The organism is Bacillus sp. B28 (assembly GCF_029536185.1).
Taxonomy (GTDB): domain Bacteria; phylum Bacillota; class Bacilli; order Bacillales; family Bacillaceae; genus Bacillus; species Bacillus halotolerans.
Genome location: NZ_CP120511.1, coordinates 340,046 through 358,443, shown reverse-complemented (window position 1 = coordinate 358,443; position 18,398 = coordinate 340,046). Strand labels below are relative to the sequence as shown.

The window sequence follows — 18,398 nt, the reverse complement described above, 5'->3', positions numbered from 1 at the left end:
GCATTTTGACTGAACGACTGCTTAGATATTTCCGCGAAAAACAGCAAGACGTCCAATCAGAAAAAACATACGACACCCAATGTCCGTTTTGCAGCATGCAATGCAAAATGCAGCTTGTGGAACAAACCATCGTCACACGGAAAAAGTATACAGCCATCGGCATCGACAATCCCACGACACAAGGCCGTTTATGCATGAAAGGGATGAACGCCCACCAGCATGCCCTGCACTCCTCCCGCATCACCCGGCCGCTGCTCAAAAAAAACGATGAGTTTGTGCCTGTTACCTGGGCTGAAGCGCTGAACTATATAAAAGAGCAAGTCACCCTGATCCAAGACAAACACGGTCATGATGCGATGGCTGTCTACGGAAGCGCCTCGATTACGAATGAAGAGGCATATCTATTAGGAAAGTTCGCACGAGTCGGCTTACAGACAAAATACATCGATTACAACGGCCGGCTCTGTATGTCCGCCGCAGCAACCGGAGCCAACCAAACATTCGGAGCAGACAGAGGCTTGACGAATCCCTTAGCGGAAATCCCCCACACCCGAGTGATCATTTTGGCCGGCACCAATATCGCGGAATGCCAGCCGACCATCATGCCGTATTTTGAACAAGCGAAAGAAAACGGGGCTTATCTCATTGCAATTGACCCCCGGGAAACAGCGACGACAAAAATAGCCGACCTTCATCTGAAAATCAAACCCGGAACAGATGCAGCCCTTGCCAACGGTTTAGTCAAAATCATCATAGACGAACAGCTGATAAACGTAGACTTCATTCGCACGCGCACAAACGGATTTGATGAGCTCAAACAGCATACCGGCGCTTTAAATCTGGAAGACATCGCCGAGCAGACAAGTGTTCCTTTAGAGCAAATGCGAAAGGCCGCTATGAAGTTTGCCAAGGAAACGTCCGGCATGCTGTTTACAGCCCGCGGAATTGAACAGCAAACCGACGGAACCGCAGCTGTGAAAGGCTTCTTAAATGTGGTGCTGATCACAGGAAAAATCGGCAAGCCTTACGCGGGCTACGGAGCGATCACCGGACAGGGCAATGGGCAAGGCGCTCGAGAGCATGGCCAAAAAGCAGATCAGCTTCCCGGCTACCGTTCCATCGAAAACGAAGAACATCGGGCTTATATTGCAAAAGTGTGGGGAGTCAATCCGGATGAGCTCCCGCGAAAAGGCGTCTCAGCCTATGAAATGATGGAAAAAATCAACGATGGAGACATTAAAGGACTGTTTCTAATGTGTTCCAATCCAGCAGTCTCCAGCCCAAATGCCAACCTTGTCAAACAGGCGCTGTCGAAACTGACATTCTTTGTTGCGATCGACTTGTTTCTATCTGAAACTGCGAAATTCGCTGATGTCATTTTGCCCGCATCCTCTTACTTAGAAGACGAAGGCACGATGACTAATGTTGAAGGCCGCGTGACATTGAGGGAAGCGAGCCGCCCCTGCCCGGGAGAAGCAAAGCATGATTGGCAGATCATTTGCGAAATCGCGTCCGTTCTCGGAAAAGGCCGTTATTTTTCCTACACGTCTGCGAAGGATATCTTTAACGAATTGAGAGAAGCAAGCCGCGGCGGAATCGCCGATTATTCCGGCATCACATACGACAGGCTCAGACAAGAAGGCGGGATTCACTGGCCGTGTCCGGAGCCTGATCATCCTGGAACCGGGCGCTTGTTTGAGGACTCATTTGCACATCCGGATCAAAAAGCGGCACTAAGTGTGATCCCAAACGAACCCGTTGTTCCAAAAGATAAGCCGACCGCCGAATATCCGTTGTTTTTAACGACCGGAAGGGTCATGTCTCATTATTTAACAGGTGTCCAAACGAGAAAAAGCGCCTCTTTGGCCGCAAGACATTTTGAATCATTTATGGAAATCCATCCGAAAACAGCAGCAGCCTACAATATCGAAGACCGCGTTCTCGTGAACATCGAATCTCCTCGCGGAAGCATCATCGTCCGCAGCAAATGGTCAGAACACATCAGAAAAGACACAGTATTTGTTCCCATCCACTGGGCGGATGCCCAAAACGTAAATGATTTGATTGGCGACAGCCTAGATCCAGCGTGTAAAATGCCCGGTTTTAAGGTATGCGCCGTCCGAGTCAGACCTATTTAAAATTTTCATAAAATTTTTAGAAATTTTCGTATTTTTTGTTACATTTTATAACATGCATCTTAAATATTTCTTTTTGCTGTGCTACGCTGGAAAAAACATTGATAAGGAGCGGATCATCTGATGGGAAAAAAACAGCTAGTTCTTGTTGGTAATGGAATGGCCGGGGTAAGGGCCATTGAAGAGATACTGAATGTTTCAAAAAACGAATTTCAAATCACAATTTTTGGTTCCGAACCGCATCCCAACTACAACCGAATCCTTTTGTCAAAAGTGCTGCAAGGCGATACAGATATCAAAGATATTACGTTAAACGATTGGAACTGGTACGAAGATAACAATATACAATTGTATACCAATGAAACAGTTATTAAAGTGGACACCGAAAACAAAACCGTCATCACCGATGCAGACAGAATACAGCCTTATGATGAACTGATCCTGGCTACGGGTTCTGTCCCTTTTATCCTGCCGATTCCGGGCGCAGACAAAAAAGGCGTCACAGCTTTCCGGGACATAAAAGATACAGACACGATGCTCGCCGCGTCAAAACAGTATAAAAAAGCAGCCGTCATTGGCGGGGGCTTGCTTGGCTTAGAAGCTGCGCGCGGCCTGCTGAATCTCGGTATGGAAGTTTCCGTTATCCATCTCGCTCCCTTCCTGATGGAACGCCAGCTTGACGCAACGGCCGGACGCCTGCTGCAAAACGAATTAGAAAAACAAGGAATGACCTTTCTGCTTGAAAAGCAAACAGAAGAAATTCTCGGAGATGACCGGGTCGAGGGCGTCAGGTTCAAAGACGGCACAAGCGTTGAAGCCGATTTAGTCGTCATGGCCGTCGGCATCCGCCCAAATACAGCGCTTGGGGCCGAAAGCGGAATTCCAGTCAACCGCGGCATCATTGTCAACGATTATATGCAAACTGAAATTCCGCACGTTTATGCGGTCGGTGAATGCGCCGAGCACCGAGGAATCGCATACGGACTCGTGGCGCCGCTCTATGAACAGGCGAAAGTTCTCGCTAAACATATCTGCGGTGTTGAAACGAAACCTTATGAAGGCTCCGTTCTCTCCACTCAACTCAAAGTATCAGGAGTCGAGGTCTTTTCTGCCGGTGACTTTAACGAATCAGACGAGAAAAAAGCGATTAAGGTCTTTGATGAACAGGATGGCATTTATAAGAAAGTCGTGCTGCGAGGCAATCAGATTGTCGGAGCCGTTTTATTCGGCGACAGCAGTGAGGGCAACCGCCTGTTTTCGATGATTCAAAAAGAAGCAGATATCTCTGAAACCTCTAAAATCTCAATTTTACAGCCTCTCAACCAAGAAGCCGGCACAAGTCTGACCGCTGCCATGAGCAATGATGAAATCATCTGCGGCTGTAACGGCGTGTCAAAAGGAGCAATTATTCAAGCCATCCAGGAACAGGGCTGTTCATCAACAGATGAAATCAAAGCTTGCACCGGCGCGTCCCGCTCATGCGGAGGCTGTAAGCCGCTCGTAGAAGACATCCTTCAATATACGCTGGGATCAGACTTTGACGCATCAGCCCAAAAAGAAGCGATTTGCGGCTGCACCTCATTGTCGAGAGACGAGGTTGTCGAAGAAATCAAAGCCAAAGGGCTGTCACATACAAGAGAAGTCATGAACGTGCTCGGCTGGAAAACGCCAGAAGGCTGTTCCAAATGCCGTCCGGCTCTGAACTACTATTTAGGCATGATCAATCCGTCCAAATATGAGGATGAGAGAACATCCCGTTTTGTTAATGAACGGATGCACGCCAATATTCAAAAAGACGGAACCTACTCTGTCGTACCGCGGATGTACGGCGGTGTAACCAACTCTCAAGATCTTCGCAAAATCGCTGATGTCGTCGACAAATACGAGATCCCGCTCGTCAAAATGACAGGCGGCCAGCGAATTGACTTGATCGGCGTGAAAAAAGAAGACCTGCCAAAGGTATGGGCCGATCTTGATATGCCGTCAGGCTACGCGTACGGAAAAACACTCCGCACGGTAAAAACATGTGTAGGCGAACAATTCTGCCGCTTCGGCACACAAGACTCCATGGCCTTAGGCATCGACCTTGAGAAAAAATTTGAAGGACTCAACACGCCTCATAAAGTGAAAATGGCCGTATCTGCCTGTCCGCGAAACTGTGCAGAGTCCGGCATTAAAGATCTTGGCGTTGTCGGCATCGACGGAGGCTGGGAGCTTTACGTCGGCGGAAACGGCGGAACCCATTTGCGTGCCGGCGACTTGCTGATGAAGGTGAAAACAAATGAAGAAGTCTTGGAATACGCAGGCGCTTATCTTCAATACTACCGGGAAACGGCAAACTACTTAGAACGCACGTCCGCATGGCTGGAGCGCGTCGGTTTATCCCATGTCCAAGATATTTTAAACGATCCGGAAAAACGGCAGGAGCTGAACGATCGAATGAATGAAACGCTCTCTGTCCACAAAGATCCGTGGAAGGACTTCCTGGAAGATAAACAAACCTCTAAAGAATTATTTGAAAATGTCGTGACCACATCATAATGACAGAAACAAACATTGAGGAGGAATGGACATGGTGAACAAAGACGTCACAAAAGTATGTATCGGAAAAATCGAAGAATTGCCTGAACAATTAGGAAAAACAGTGTATATTGAAGATAAGGAGCTTGCGGTCTTTAAGCTTTCAAACGGGAGCATCCGCGCCATTGAAAACCGCTGTCCCCATAAGGGCGGCGTCCTTGCAGAAGGTATCGTCAGCGGCGAATATGTCTTCTGTCCGATGCACGACTGGAAAATCTCCTTGGAAGACGGAATCGTTCAAGAGCCGGATCACGGCTGTGTCAAAACATACGAAACGCTGATCGAAGGAGAATACGTTTATCTCGTATATTGATCAAAGACCGGATCACTTTCAAAGTGATCCTTCATTTTTTACAGTGACGGAAGGATGACATGATCATGAAAAACGGAATCGTATATTTTGTGGGTGCCGGACCTGGAGATCCAGGGCTCATCACCATAAAAGGAAAACAGGCGCTGGAGGAAGCGGATGTCATTTTGTATGACCGGCTCGCAAACCCAAAGCTGCTCGAATACGCATCACCAGACTGCCAGTTCATTTATTGCGGAAAACTGCCGGACCGCCATTTTATGAAACAAGCAGAAATCAATGCCCTGCTGATTGAAAAAGCGTCGGAGGGATTAACTGTTGTCCGTTTGAAGGGCGGAGATCCCAGCGTGTTTGGCAGAGTCGGCGAGGAAGCAGACGCTCTCCACCAGCATGGCATCCGCTATGAAATGGTACCGGGCATCACCTCGGGAATCGCAGCGCCGCTGTATGCGGGAATCCCCGTCACGCATCGGGATTTCGCTTCGTCTTTCGCCATGATTACCGCACATGATAAATCCTTAAAAGGAACCCCGAACCTTGACTGGGAAGGGCTTGCCCGAAGCGTTCAAACGCTTGTGTTTTACATGGGTGTCAAAAACCTTCCATTTATTTGCAAGCAGCTCATCGCGTACGGAAAATCTCCTTCTGTCCCTGTCATCGTGATTCAATGGGGAACGTGGGGCCGCCAGCGGAGCGTAAAAGGAACGCTGCAGGATATCCATCAAAAAATACAGGAACAGCAAATCACAAATCCCGCCATTATCGTCATTGGTGATATTGTAAACGTTCAAACACACAGCTGGTTTGAAAGCAAACCATTCATCGGGCAGCATATGATGATAGTCACTCATGGCGAAGATGAGCATACGCTGGCAGACAAGCTGCGCGATTATGGTGCCGATGTCATCGAATGGCCGAAATGGCGGACTGAAAAAATGCCTGCCAACGAGGATATTCTAGGACAGATCAGCACCTTTGAGGATATTTTCTTCACATCACGCCGTGCGGTTAGCGAATTTTTTCAAGCGCTCGCGTCCAAACGAATCGACATTCGCCAGCTGACCGCACGCCTGAGTGCAGCGTCAGAAGCAGGAAAGGCAGAGCTTATAAAACGCGGCTTCATCATATCCGAGCACCATCACAATTCACCTGAAAAGCTGATTGTCGGCAGCCGTCATTCAGTAGAAGAAATGCAGAAATCAGAGGCCTGTTTGTGCTATATCACTCATGAAAACGTCATAGATGAGCGATTCACCAGAATGACCGAACGGACGATCAGTGAGTCTCCTCTGCATATGATCATTTGCCCCGGCAAGCAGTCCGCTCAGCAATTGATCAGCGCAGGAGAAGAAATCGGCATTTCACCTGAACCGTCAGCAAGCCGCCCCCCTGTCATCTGTATAGGCGATGGCGCGCCCGCCGCTGCATATGGGTTTACTGCCGTACAAGACCAAGAGCAATTATTTACGTTTATACAAAATGAGCAAGTGGAGAAAAAACTCCTCCACAGCTGATGATACAGCCCTTTTCCAAAGGGCTTTCTTATTTATGAACCAATTTTTTGTGGTGGGTGGAATACATCGCCATATTTTCCGCCTGAGGGTCCAGATAAGATTTCGCACTGTTGACGGCAGTCGGGCCTTCCGTAAAGCCGCCGGCAATCAATCTGAGCTTGCTTTCATAATAAGCCGCGTCCCCCGCAACAAACACGCCCGGAAGATTCGTCCGCATATGTCTGTCAGCTTTAATCCGGCCTTCTTCAATCTCGAGGCCCCAATCCTTCATCGGGCCGAGATCAATTTTAAACCCGTGATTAATAATGAGCTCATCAAGCTCGATTTCCTCGGTATGTCCAGACTCAGCATGACAAACGGTGACGCTTTCGATGCGTTCTTCAGTGCCGCGGAGATGTTCCAGCCGATAAGGGGTAAGCACCCGCACAGATGACTGCTTCATTTTCGTCACGCTGCTTTCCAGTCCGCCGAATTCCTCCCTGCGGTGCACGACAGTAACAGATGCCGCAATCGGTTCCAGCTCATTAGCCCAATCGACCGCAGTATCTCCCCCGCCGGAAATCACAACCCGTTTGCCTTTAAACGCCTCAAGCCTCTCCACTTTATAATGAAGGTTTTTTCCTGCATATCGGCTCGCATCCTGGCTGTCAAACTCATTGACCTCCAGTGTGCCCATGCCGACAGCCAAAATAACGGTTCTTGTATAGTGCTTCTCCCCCTCAGAGCTAGTCAGCACCATGGTTCCGTCATCCAGACGCTCAAATCCGGTCACTCGCTGATTCAGCACAATATCAGGGTCAAACGTCGCCGCCTGCTCCTTCAGCTGTTCGATCAGCTGCTCCCCGGCAATCCCCGGTATCCCGCCAATATCGCGAATGATCTTCTCAGGGAAAAATAAAGACACCTTTCCCCCGAGCCGCGGCAAAAACTCGATCACTTTCGTTTTCAGCTCCCGCATGCCGCAGTAAAAAGCCGTAAACAGCCCGATCGGTCCTCCGCCTATAATCGTGACGTCATACACCTCTTGATTTTCAGCCATCCGTCCTGCCTCCCGTTCCAAATCTATCACTAACGTTATATCGTTTAATTGAGAATGAATATCAACACAAAGTATATCATATTTCAAGAGCCTGTGTTCAACCACTTCGTCGGCCCTGAATAATAATTCCCGCGCATGATGTTTGCCGCAAAGGTGCCGCAGTTCACCACTGGATTTCTTAGAATCCTAACCAAGGTGAAACGATCCTTCCTCCTCTTCCGTCAAACAATCAGTGCCTTTATTCGTGATATAATCAGAGGCAGCTTACCATGAGCGGAGGTTTTATTGTGACAGCACAATCGTCTTTTCTTCAGCTGAATTCTATTTTTATCAGTATTTTAATAGAAGCCATTCCGTTTATTCTGATTGGCGTCATTCTGTCCGGAATCATTCAAATGTTTGTTTCTGAAGAAATGATTGCAAGGATCATGCCGAAAAACCGGTTTCTCGCAGTCTTATTTGGTGCGCTTGCCGGCATCTTATTTCCCGCCTGCGAATGCGGCATTATCCCGATTACGAGGCGGCTTCTGCTAAAAGGGGTTCCTCTGCATGCAGGCGTTGCTTTTATGCTGACTGCTCCTATCATCAATCCCATTGTTTTGTTTTCTACGTATATTGCGTTCGGGAATAGATGGAGCGTTGTCTTTTACCGGGGCGGGCTGGCGCTGGCCGTTTCGGTGATCATCGGCATCATCTTATCCTATCAATTTAAGGATAACCAGCTGTTAAAGCCTGATGAACCCGGGCATCGCCATCATCATCACCACACCCTGCTTCAAAAGCTGGGAGGGACCTTGCGTCACGCCATTGATGAATTTTTCTCCGTGGGGAAATATTTAATCATCGGCGCCTTTATCGCAGCTGCGATGCAGACGTACGTCAAAACATCCACTCTGCTTGCGATCGGACAGAATGATGTATCTTCTTCCCTCGTGATGATGGGCCTGGCGTTTGTCTTGTCGCTTTGTTCAGAAGTGGATGCATTTATTGCGTCTTCCTTCAGCAGCACATTTTCTTTAGGCTCGCTCATCGCCTTTCTCGTCTTCGGTGCGATGGTTGATATTAAGAATCTCTTGATGATGCTCGCGGCCTTCAAAAAACGATTTGTTTTCCTGCTGATTACGTATATTGTCGTGATCGTCTTAGCGGGATCACTACTTGTAAAGGGGTGATTGGATGTTTCGTCTATTGGTGCTGATGGGATTTACGTTTTTCTTTTATCATCTGCATACCTCAGGAAATCTAACAAAATATATCAATATGAAATATTCCTATCTTTCCTTTATTGCGATTTTCCTGCTGGCCATTTTGACAGCGGTTCAAGCGTATTTGTTTATCAAATCGCCTGAAAAAGGCGGGCATCTTCATGATGATGATTGCGGCTGCGGCCATGATCATGAGCATGACCATGAACAAAACAAACCATTTTATCAGCGGTATTTGATTTATCTTGTTTTTCTTTTCCCTTTGGTGTCAGGCATCTTTTTTCCGATTGCGACGCTTGACTCATCTATCGTCAAAACAAAAGGATTCTCGTTTAAGGCCATGGAAAGCGGAGACCACTACTCCCAAACCCAGTATCTGCGGCCTGATGCCAGCCTTTATTATGCTCAAGACAGCTATGACAAGCAGATGAAACAGCTGTATAAAAAATATTCTGGTAAAAAAGAGATTTCTCTGACCGATGATGATTTCTTAAAAGGAATGGAAACCATTTATAACTATCCGGGTGAATTTCTCGGACGGACGATTGAGTTTCATGGATTTGCGTATAAAGGAAATGCGATTAACAAAAACCAGCTCTTCGTATTGCGGTTTGGCATTATTCACTGTATCGCTGATTCCGGCGTTTACGGGATGCTTGTGGAATTTCCGAAGGACATGGATATTAAGGATGATGAATGGATTCATATCAAAGGCACTTTGTCCTCAGAATACTATCAGCCATTCAAATCCACCCTCCCTGTCGTGAAAGTGACGGACTGGAACACCATTAAAAAACCTGATGATCCGTATGTTTACAGAGGATTTTAATTGAAGACGAAACCAGTACAAGTACTGGTTTCTTTTTTATTTCTTTTTCATTAGCATCAAATCAAGATAGAGCTGGCATCGCGTTCTGAAATCGCTTAAATCGATAGATGTCATCTCAAGTATCTGCTTGATGCGGTAATTTAATGTGTTTTGGTGAATAAACAGCTGTTCTGCGGCTGGTTTTGTTTTGCAATTGTTGAGGAGATAGATTTCCAGCGTCTTCAGCAGCTCGGTGCTGCTTTCTTGGTCTTTCGCTTTTAGTAAAGCCAAATCCTTATTCTCGTATTCCAAAAAGTCATTTTTCTGTTCAATGCTTTCTAAATAACGATAAATACCGAGCTTCTCATATTCATATGGAATGTTTTCCTGGTTGCCGGTTATTTCTGCGGCTTTAATGACTTCCAATGCTTCTGTATAGCTTTTGCCAAGTTTTAAGATGTGGTCGTATTCGTTTCCGATACCGATATAGATAGGGGTAGGAATTTTTTGAAAGTGAAAATGTGTTAACAGCTTGTTAATGAATTCAGCAGCTGCTGAGGAGGCGGAGCTTTTTTGGGAAAAACTCGCTACGACGATGACAATATTTGATTCTATCGTTAAGACATGACTGACTTTATCCCGCAAATTCAGGTAAGACCTGATATTTTCCTTTAAATCTTCCACCGCTTCCCCATCCCCATTCGCGGCGTGCAGGATGACAACTGAAAACACAGAAGGCAGCACGGTGTTGATTCTCTCAGCTTCGCGCCTGAGCTCCTTTTCAGAAATAAATTGCTGATAGATCGCCCGTTTGATGAGGTCCTCAGCTCTTTCTTCCTTTTCCTGTTTCAGCTTGTTCGCTTTATAAATAATTTTTCCGACATGGAAGGAGGTCTCGTACAAAAAGTCGAGCTCTTCGTCTGTCAGATCACGATCCAGTTCCTGAATCCAGATGTAGCCCATGACTTCCCCTTTATGCTTCGCACTCACGACTACTCTCTGATTTAACCCAATGCTCTCAATTTTATTGACGCGAAAAGGCTCAGGTTCTGTTTTCAGCTTTTCAATGATCCCGTCCTTCAAAAACCTCTCAAAAATCTGAACCGGACATTTTTTTGAAAAAATAGTCTGCTGGTTCGCAGAATCAAAATGGTTAATATAGTAAGAATTGTAGGCTAACAAAAAGAAATCCGCGCTTTCCAGTATCACTGGTTTTTGCAGTTCATAGCTGATAAAGTCAATCAGCTTATCAACATCTGAAAATGAAAAAACTCTCTCTAAAAGCTCTTCCATACCTTTTTCTCCTATACTTTTTTTACTTTAATCATATCCATACGGGGTCTTTTTGTATAGAAAAAAATACGTTTGTTTCCAAAAGAAAACACAGCGGTCTTAAAAGGAGAAAAGAGGAAAAAGGGATATCCCCTTCCTCCTCCTCTCGATCTTTATTGTGACATCGTATCTTCGTAGTCTTTAAACTGGTCTGTAACGTCTTGTGACGGAGCCTGCGTCAATACGCTGACGAAAAAGACCGACAACAGACTCGCAGCAAAACCAGGTATCATTTCATACAGAAAGCCCGAAAGACCGGCATTCGCCCAAATGATTACAGTCGCTGCCCCTACAATCATGCCGGCGAGTGCCCCCCATTTGGTCATTCGTTTCCAAAATAAACTGAGCAGTACAACCGGTCCGAAAGATGCACCGAAGCCCGCCCACGCGTAGCTGACCAATCCAAGGATGGTATTGTTTTTCTCCCAAGCCAGAACTAACGCGACAATTGAAACAGCCAGCACAGCCAGACGCCCTAAAAACACCAGCTCTTTATCAGAAGCTGAGCGCCGGAACATCGACTTATACAAATCTTCTACCAAAGAGCTTGATGTGACAAGCAGCTGGGAAGAAATCGTACTCATGATGGCCGCTAAAATCGCAGAAATCAGAAATCCTGTGATAATTGGGTGGAACAAAATGTTTCCTAATTGAATAAAAATCGTCTCCGGGTCCTTCAATGTCATGCCCCGCTGATGGTAATAAGCGATTCCGCCCAAACCTGTCAGCACTGCGCCGACCGCCGAAAGAATCATCCATCCCATTCCGATTCTGCGCGCTCTTTTTATCTCTTTGACAGACGTAATCGCCATAAAGCGCACAATGATATGCGGCTGGCCGAAGTAGCCCAAGCCCCAGGCAAACAATGAAATGATGCCAAGAACACTGGTTCCTTTAAAAATATTAAACATATCAGGGTCCACAGAGCGGATCTCAGCAGTTGTATCACCTATTCCCCCGGTGTGGAAAAACGTAACGATAGGAACGAGAATAAGTGCTGCAAACATAATGATCCCCTGAACAAAATCTGTCCAGCTGACAGCCAGAAAGCCCCCAAACAGGGTGTACGCGACAACAACACCAGTCACAACCCACAAGCCGGTGTGATAATTCATCCCCAGGATGCTGTTGAATAAGACGCCGCCGGACACCATTCCGGAAGATACATAAAATGTGAAAAAGACTAAAATGACAATTCCTGAAAACAGCCTGAGGAGCTTTGTTTGATCTCCGAAACGATTTTCAAGGAATCCGGGAATCGTAATCGAATTCCCCGCTTTTTCTGTATATGTTCTCAGCCGCGGCGCGACGTAGAGCCAGTTTGCCCATGCTCCAAGGCAAAGCCCGAACACAATCCAAACGCCGCTCAGTCCAGTTGAAAACATGGCGCCCGGAAGCCCCATCAGCAGCCAGCCGCTCATATCGGCAGCTCCCGCACTGAGAGCGGTTACAGCCGGACCTAAGGAACGTCCTCCCAGCATGTAATCCGTCAGGTTTGACGTACGTTTGTAGGCAAAGTAGCCGATCAGCAGCATCCCCGCCATATAAATACAAATTGAAATAATCAGCTGTGTGTTTTCTATGGCACTTCCTCCTCTTTTTTATAGTATATGGATGAAATGGACACCCCCGCAGGGAGGATGCCCATTTAGTCCCGCTTTAGAACATTTCACTGATTGTTTTTGCCTGCATGTGCAGTGCCAGGTAATCCGGACCGCCGGCTTTTGAATCTGTGCCGGACATTTTGAAGCCGCCGAACGGATGGTAGCCGACGATGGCTCCTGTACAGTTGCGGTTAAAGTACAGATTTCCAACATGGAATTCTTGTTTTGCACGCTCAATGTGCTTGCGGTTGTTTGTGATCACCGCTCCCGTTAAACCGTACTCAGTATTGTTCGCCACTTCTAATGCTTCATCAAAGCTTGATACTTTAGAGAAAGCGACAACAGGCCCGAAAATTTCTTCCTGCATGAGTCTTGCTTTCGGTTCAAGGTCAGCGAAGATCGTCGGTTTGATGAAGAATCCTTTTGAATCATCACCAGTGCCGCCGCTTACTAATCGGCCTTCCTCTTTTCCGATCTCAATATAACTCATAATTTTATCATAAGAACCCTGGTCAATGACAGGTCCCATGTAAACATCTGCGCTGTCAGGGCTTGCCGTTACTTTAGACTCTGTGATTTCAATAACGCGCTCTAATACTTGATCATACACTTTTTCATGGACAACAGCACGTGAACCCGCAGAACATTTTTGGCCCGCAAAGCCGAATGCAGATGTAAAGATGGATTGAGCCGCCAATTCAATGTCCGCATCCTCATCGACTACAACTGTATCCTTACCGCCCATTTCAGCGATTACACGCTTTAAGTGCTGCTGGCCTGGCTGAACTTTTGCCGCACGTTCGAAGATTCTCGTACCGACTTCTCTTGATCCCGTAAACGTGATAAGGCTCGTTTTTGGATGGTCAACAAGGTAGTCACCGACTTCCGCTCCGCTTCCAGGAACAAAGTTGACAACGCCTTTTGGCAGACCGGATTCTTCAAGAACCTCAACGAATTTCGCAGCAATGACAGGCGTTGCGCTCGCAGGTTTAAGAACAACTGTGTTACCGGTAACGATCGGTGCTACTGTTGTTCCGGCCATAATCGCGAACAAGAAGTTCCAAGGCGGAATAACGACTGTTACGCCAGTCGGCGTGTATACATATTGGTTTTTCTCGCCTTCACGGCTGTTGACCGGTTTTCCTTTTGCCAGTTCAATCATTTGGCGTGCATAATATTCCATGAAGTCAATCGCTTCAGCCGTATCAGCATCCGCCTCGTTCCAAGGCTTCCCTGCTTCTTTTACAAGCAAAGCGGAGAATTCATGCTTTCTGTTGCGGACTTTGGCAGCCGCGCGGAACAGGACAGCCGCTCTTTCTTCCGGAGACGTGTATCTCCACTCTTCGAACGCTTTCGCAGCCGCTTCAATCGCTTGCTCAGCGTGCTCTTGAGAAGCTTTTGAGACTCTGCCGACTACCTCTTCTTTATTAGCCGGGTTAATGGAAACGATCTTCGCTTCTGTTTCCACTCTTTCACCGTTGATGACAAGCGGATAGTCTTTTCCTAAATATTCGTTTACTGTCGCAAGCGCTTTTTTAAACGCTTCTACGTTGTTTTGGTCTTGAAAATTTGTGAATGGTTCATGTTTGTAAGGTGTTGTCATTGTAATCTCTCCTTTTTTACTTCTTCGTCATTCCTTTGAAAGCAAATGCAATGTTTGACGGACGTTCTGCCAGGCGTCTCATAAAGTAGCCGTACCAATCCTCTCCGTAAGGCAGGTAGACTCTCATGTTATAACCTTCTTTTACGAGGCTGAGCTGGGTTTGCGACCGCATGCCGTACAGCATCTGGAATTCAAACATGTCATTGGAAATGCCGTTTTCCCTGGCAAGCTGCTTTGTAAAATCGATCATTTTATCGTCATGTGTCGCAATCGCTGTGTAGTGACCATTTAAGAGCTGCTTTCGGATGATTTTTTTGTAGTTCTCATCGACATCGCTTTTTTCCGGAAAAGCCACTTTTTCTGATTCCTTATATGCTCCTTTTACAAGACGAAGGAACGGTTTCAAAGAATCCAATTCGTCAATATCGTTTTTCGTCCGGTACAGATAGGCCTGTAACACCGTGCTTACATACTCGTATTTCCTTCTGAAATCCTTAAAAATATCAAGCGTTTTCTGGCATCTGACCTCGTCTTCCATGTCTATGGTGACCATGACTTTATGCTTCTCGGCCGTCTGGACGATTTTCGTCATATTTTCATACACCAGATCCATATCTATATCGAGACCTAAAGACGTCATCTTTAAAGAAACGTGTGAGTTCAGCTGCTGATCCGCAATGGTCTCAATGGTTTGAATGCATTCTTCCGTGCGTTCCCTTGCGACCTCTGCGCTGTTCACAAACTCGCCTAAATGATCGACAGTAACTGACAAGCCTTGGCTGTTAAGCTGTCGAATTGTCGGGATTGAACTGTTAAAATCATTCCCGCCGATAATTTTACCCGCTGCCACCCGGCTTCCCCAGTTTCTCGCCATCTTATTGAGAAAGCCGCTTTTGGATAAAAATAAGAAAAAATCTCTTGTGATCACTTCCAACCTCAACACCCCGCAATCTAAGAAGTATTTGTATGAGTTTATTGTAAATGGACAAAACCGCTGTTCACAATATTCTCAAAATACAAAGATTCTGATTATTTTTGTGGGTTTCTCACAATCAGATAGTTAGAAAGTCGGGGGACTTCCTGTCGAAAAATGGAGAGAGGAAGCGACAGTAAACATCAGCTTCCTCCATCATTCCACACTTCTTCAACAGTATTCAAAAGCAGACGATTCAACTCAGGCGTGATATCTTTTTTGATGATTTTCAGCGTTTTCGCCGCTTCCATAATCCTTTCAATCTCCGTTTCAATGAATTGGTGAATCACATGAATTCTTGCTTCAAGATCCAGTTCTTCACCTTTTCTTTTGCGCTCAAGCAAGGTTTCCATCTCTGCTCTCAGTTCGGGTTCCGTAATCAGTTCATTCATCAAGACAGTAAAATCCATCGGCGGAATGGTTCCGTGCTTTTCAATCCACTTGCACGCCAGTATCGGCCGCAGCACGTAAAAATACTTTTTGATTTTCACCTCTTGCCCTTGCAGGTAATCCTTGACGTTTCTTTTTGCCATATTGATATAGTGATACACACTGGCTTCAGGCTTAAACGCAGTGCTTCGCAGCTTTCTCAGCTGCTCTGCGGTCGTAAAAGCTTCGTAATACACAATGTCTGAGGACAGCCACTCAAGCAGCGGAGGGTTTGATTTTTTGAAAAGACGCAGCGTTTTTCTCAGTTCCCAGCCGCTGATATCCAGCAAATCGTGGATCGGCTCTTCAATGACATCCCGCTCCTGCTCAATTGAAAAATACCACTCCTTTTTCGGCACATAAATAAAGCGGACATCATAATCGCTGTCTTGCGACGGGAATCCCCAAGCACGGCTCCCTGATTCAACGGCATACACGATTTTAACGCTGTATTCCTGCTCAATTCGTTTTAGTTCATCAATGATTCTTTGTTTCATATATATTCGTCTCCCGTCTTTTCTCATTCCGGCTGATTGCAGAAAAAAACCGCCAGATGATGCGGCGGCTCTTCACGTCTGTCAGCCTTTAAGATGCTGCTTAAAGAAGGCAAGCTTTTCCGTTTGAAAGGCAGGGATATACTCATGCCCAAAGTAGCGGTACACCTTCAGCTCTTTTTCTGTCTCCAGATGGTTATAGGCCGCAAACACAGTAGAAGGCGGCGTAACCTTGTCAATCAGCCCGATCGACATCAGTACAGGCACCTTCACCCTGTCAGCCAGATTCATAATATCGAAATACGTTAGTGTATTCATGGCCCGCTCTTCTGTTTCCGGGCTGCCATTTCTTCTGAAGAAGGAATTGATTTCGAGATACGGCTGTTCAAGCGCCACATCGATGGCCCGATCGAAATTGCTTAAGTAAGGATAATCAGCAACAGCGGCTTTCGGAATATCTGACAGAGCCGCGGCCGCAATGGTTAAGCCTCCGCCCTGGCTTCCGCCCGTCACGCCGATTCTCGTTTCGTCGACTTCATCAAAGCTGCTGATGACTTCAAGCGCGCGGATGGCGTCCAAATAAACTCCCCGGTAGTAGTATGTATCTTTATCAAGAATTCCTTTCGTCATCCAGCCCAATGCGTGTCCGTGCGGAGAAATACTGGTGTCCTCGCTGCCCTGCTGGCCGCGGACAAGCATGCCGAACGCAGCGTATCCGTGCAGCGCCCAATTGACCATTTCATGAATGTCTCCGTCATAGCTTGCATTGTAGCCGTGATATTTCACGATCGCCGGATGCGGGCCTTCTTTGTCAGGCACCGCATACCATCCGGCAATGCTGGCATTTCCAAAACTTTTATATGTGAGGCGGTATACCTTCACCCCGTCAGCAGGATAATCAACCGGCTGTAAGTCAGGAACTGCTGGAACTTTGGCAAGCTCATTCAAAGAGGATTTCCAAAACTCAGAAAAATCTTTTTGGGCAGTTTTGTCAGGCTTATACGTTTGCAATTGGTCGAGCGGCATATCGAATAGTTGCATTTCCGATTATTCTCCTTTGTTTAATAAGATTTAATTTATTCTATACTATCACGTTTTGAATCTATTTTCTAAATTTTTTAACATCCGCTTTCTGATTCAATCCCTCGACGTGCATTCGTTCTTGTGATGAATATCCTTCTATCCTTGAACACCATATTCACTCTTCTTGATCAAACGTTTGTTTAACCGATTCCCGGCTCAGTTCCATAAAGGCCTGAGCGGTCAGACTGACATAGCGGTTCTTTAAAAATACAAAAACCAGAGTGCGTGAAGGCGCGGATTGAAGAGATAAATAGATGACACCCGGGTCTTTGTCTCTTTTGACCATATTTGGCGCCAGTGTTACCCTAAACCTTTTGCCACAAGGGATTGCGCGGTTTCGATGTGGCTCGTTTTAAACGCCGCGTGCGGCTTAAAGCCGCTTTCCGCTACAAAAAACACCTCCAAGCCTTATTTCGGATAACAACGATCCGTTTTCAAACATGAAGGTGTTTTTTATTTGTTTCATCTTATGGGATCAGTCCCTCCCGCACGGCTTTTACATTGGCTGATAAAGATCCCAACCGATTTTTAGCGTCTCCACAATGTAATCTGCAATCTCTTCAGGAGCAAGGTTGTCTGTTTCCACTTTTGAATTGTGCTTGTCATAGATGACTTTTCTCTCGTTAAACAGCTGCTCCATCTCATCCATTGACCGGTTATGCAGCACCGGACGGCTTTCGATCAGCAAATCCGCGCGCTGCTTCCAGTTCTCCCAAGACAGATCGAGGTGAAGCACCAGACAATGTTCGAGACAGCACTTTCTGATTTCCTCTTGTTTAAAAGAGCCTCCGCCAAGTGAGACAATTTTAAATCTTGTATGGTGACATAGATTCAGGATATATTCTTTTTCTGTTTTCCGGAAAAAGTCCTCACCTTTTTTTTCAAACATCTCAGGGATCGACATGTTGAAATCCTTTTCGATTTCTTGGTCAATATCGATAAAATCTCTATATAATTTCTTAGCGACCAATTGGCCGATTGTCGTTTTTCCTACACCCATGAATCCAATCAGGACGATATTTCTTTCTCTTACTGGGATGGCTCGTTTAGCGTTCATCTTCGGCGAAATCCTCCTAAGGAATGAAAGTTTATCTTCATTATATGCTGATTTTGCGAATATTTATATAGGTACCGGCTCGGGCGTCCTCTATTTCATTGCCAGCCGTTCAAGCTTTCCTACAATAAGCTAACAGAACCGCTCCGTTATACGAGTTTGCCGCTCCGCAGTCAAGATGTTATTAGCCGTGATGCAGCATAAAAGATGTAACATGACGAAACGTCGTATTTGA

Annotated in this window: 14 protein-coding genes and 1 pseudogene; 6 read left to right on the top strand and 9 right to left on the bottom strand. The window is 46.2% G+C overall.

Annotated features, from left to right (window positions below):
• Window positions 1-5: 5 nt before the first annotated feature.
• From nasC to cobA, 4 genes are all read left to right on the top strand, one after another.
• On the top strand, window positions 6-2,138 hold the full coding sequence (gene nasC / locus P3L57_RS01910) for an assimilatory nitrate reductase catalytic subunit NasC (RefSeq protein ID WP_069487480.1): 2,133 nt from the start codon (window positions 6-8) through the stop codon (window positions 2,136-2,138).
• Window positions 2,139-2,258: 120 nt separating this feature from the next.
• Window positions 2,259-4,676 (top strand): NADPH-nitrite reductase, encoded by a 2,418-nt coding sequence (gene nasD / locus P3L57_RS01905; protein WP_069487479.1) that lies wholly within the window; start codon window positions 2,259-2,261, stop codon window positions 4,674-4,676.
• Window positions 4,677-4,707: 31 nt separating this feature from the next.
• Complete coding sequence (gene nirD / locus P3L57_RS01900; protein ID WP_024120163.1) at window positions 4,708-5,028, top strand: nitrite reductase small subunit NirD; 321 nt, start codon at window positions 4,708-4,710, stop codon at window positions 5,026-5,028.
• A gap of 59 nt (window positions 5,029-5,087) precedes the next feature.
• Window positions 5,088-6,539, top strand: coding sequence for a uroporphyrinogen-III C-methyltransferase (gene cobA, locus P3L57_RS01895; RefSeq protein ID WP_083244550.1), 1,452 nt, complete (start codon window positions 5,088-5,090; stop codon window positions 6,537-6,539).
• Between the two features lie 28 nt (window positions 6,540-6,567).
• Here cobA and P3L57_RS01890 read toward each other — a convergent pair whose 3' ends face one another.
• On the bottom strand, window positions 6,568-7,578 hold the full coding sequence (locus P3L57_RS01890) for an NAD(P)/FAD-dependent oxidoreductase (RefSeq protein WP_069487477.1): 1,011 nt from the start codon (window positions 7,576-7,578) through the stop codon (window positions 6,568-6,570).
• A 287-nt stretch (window positions 7,579-7,865) separates the two neighbouring features.
• On the opposite strand from P3L57_RS01890, the gene P3L57_RS01885 reads away from it, so the two are divergent.
• Window positions 7,866-8,750 carry a permease gene (locus tag P3L57_RS01885; RefSeq protein WP_082687818.1) on the top strand — a complete coding sequence of 295 codons (885 nt, stop codon included), beginning with the start codon at window positions 7,866-7,868 and terminating at the stop codon, window positions 8,748-8,750.
• 4 nt (window positions 8,751-8,754) lie between these two features.
• A complete protein-coding gene (locus P3L57_RS01880) occupies window positions 8,755-9,612 on the top strand; it encodes a TIGR03943 family putative permease subunit (RefSeq protein ID WP_044161967.1) in 858 nt (285 codons plus the stop codon).
• Between the two features lie 36 nt (window positions 9,613-9,648).
• Here the strand turns inward: P3L57_RS01880 and putR are convergent, their stop codons facing one another.
• From putR to P3L57_RS01840, 8 genes and pseudogenes are all read right to left on the bottom strand, one after another.
• On the bottom strand, window positions 9,649-10,884 hold the full coding sequence (gene putR, locus P3L57_RS01875; protein ID WP_010332961.1) for a proline utilization transcriptional regulator PutR: 1,236 nt from the start codon (window positions 10,882-10,884) through the stop codon (window positions 9,649-9,651).
• A 152-nt stretch (window positions 10,885-11,036) separates the two neighbouring features.
• Entirely contained in the window at window positions 11,037-12,491 is a 1,455-nt protein-coding gene (putP, locus tag P3L57_RS01870) for a sodium/proline symporter PutP (protein WP_082687800.1), read from the bottom strand.
• A gap of 91 nt (window positions 12,492-12,582) precedes the next feature.
• The gene (pruA, locus tag P3L57_RS01865) at window positions 12,583-14,130 is read right to left on the bottom strand and encodes an L-glutamate gamma-semialdehyde dehydrogenase (protein WP_044161972.1); all 1,548 of its coding nucleotides are present in this window, start codon (window positions 14,128-14,130) and stop codon (window positions 12,583-12,585) included.
• 16 nt (window positions 14,131-14,146) lie between these two features.
• Window positions 14,147-15,058, bottom strand: a complete 912-nt coding sequence (gene putB / locus P3L57_RS01860) for a proline dehydrogenase PutB (RefSeq protein WP_083244561.1) — start codon at window positions 15,056-15,058, stop codon at window positions 14,147-14,149.
• 188 nt (window positions 15,059-15,246) lie between these two features.
• Entirely contained in the window at window positions 15,247-16,029 is a 783-nt protein-coding gene (locus P3L57_RS01855; RefSeq protein ID WP_024120156.1) for a nucleotidyltransferase domain-containing protein, read from the bottom strand.
• A gap of 81 nt (window positions 16,030-16,110) precedes the next feature.
• Window positions 16,111-17,067, bottom strand: coding sequence for a cephalosporin C deacetylase (gene cah, locus P3L57_RS01850; protein ID WP_069487475.1), 957 nt, complete (start codon window positions 17,065-17,067; stop codon window positions 16,111-16,113).
• Window positions 17,068-17,224: 157 nt separating this feature from the next.
• Window positions 17,225-17,496 (bottom strand): annotated as a pseudogene (locus P3L57_RS01845) (LysR family transcriptional regulator substrate-binding protein); the annotation flags it as partial.
• Window positions 17,497-17,605: 109 nt separating this feature from the next.
• Window positions 17,606-18,166 (bottom strand): shikimate kinase, encoded by a 561-nt coding sequence (locus tag P3L57_RS01840; RefSeq protein ID WP_024120152.1) that lies wholly within the window; start codon window positions 18,164-18,166, stop codon window positions 17,606-17,608.
• Between the last annotated feature and the right edge of the window lie 232 nt (window positions 18,167-18,398).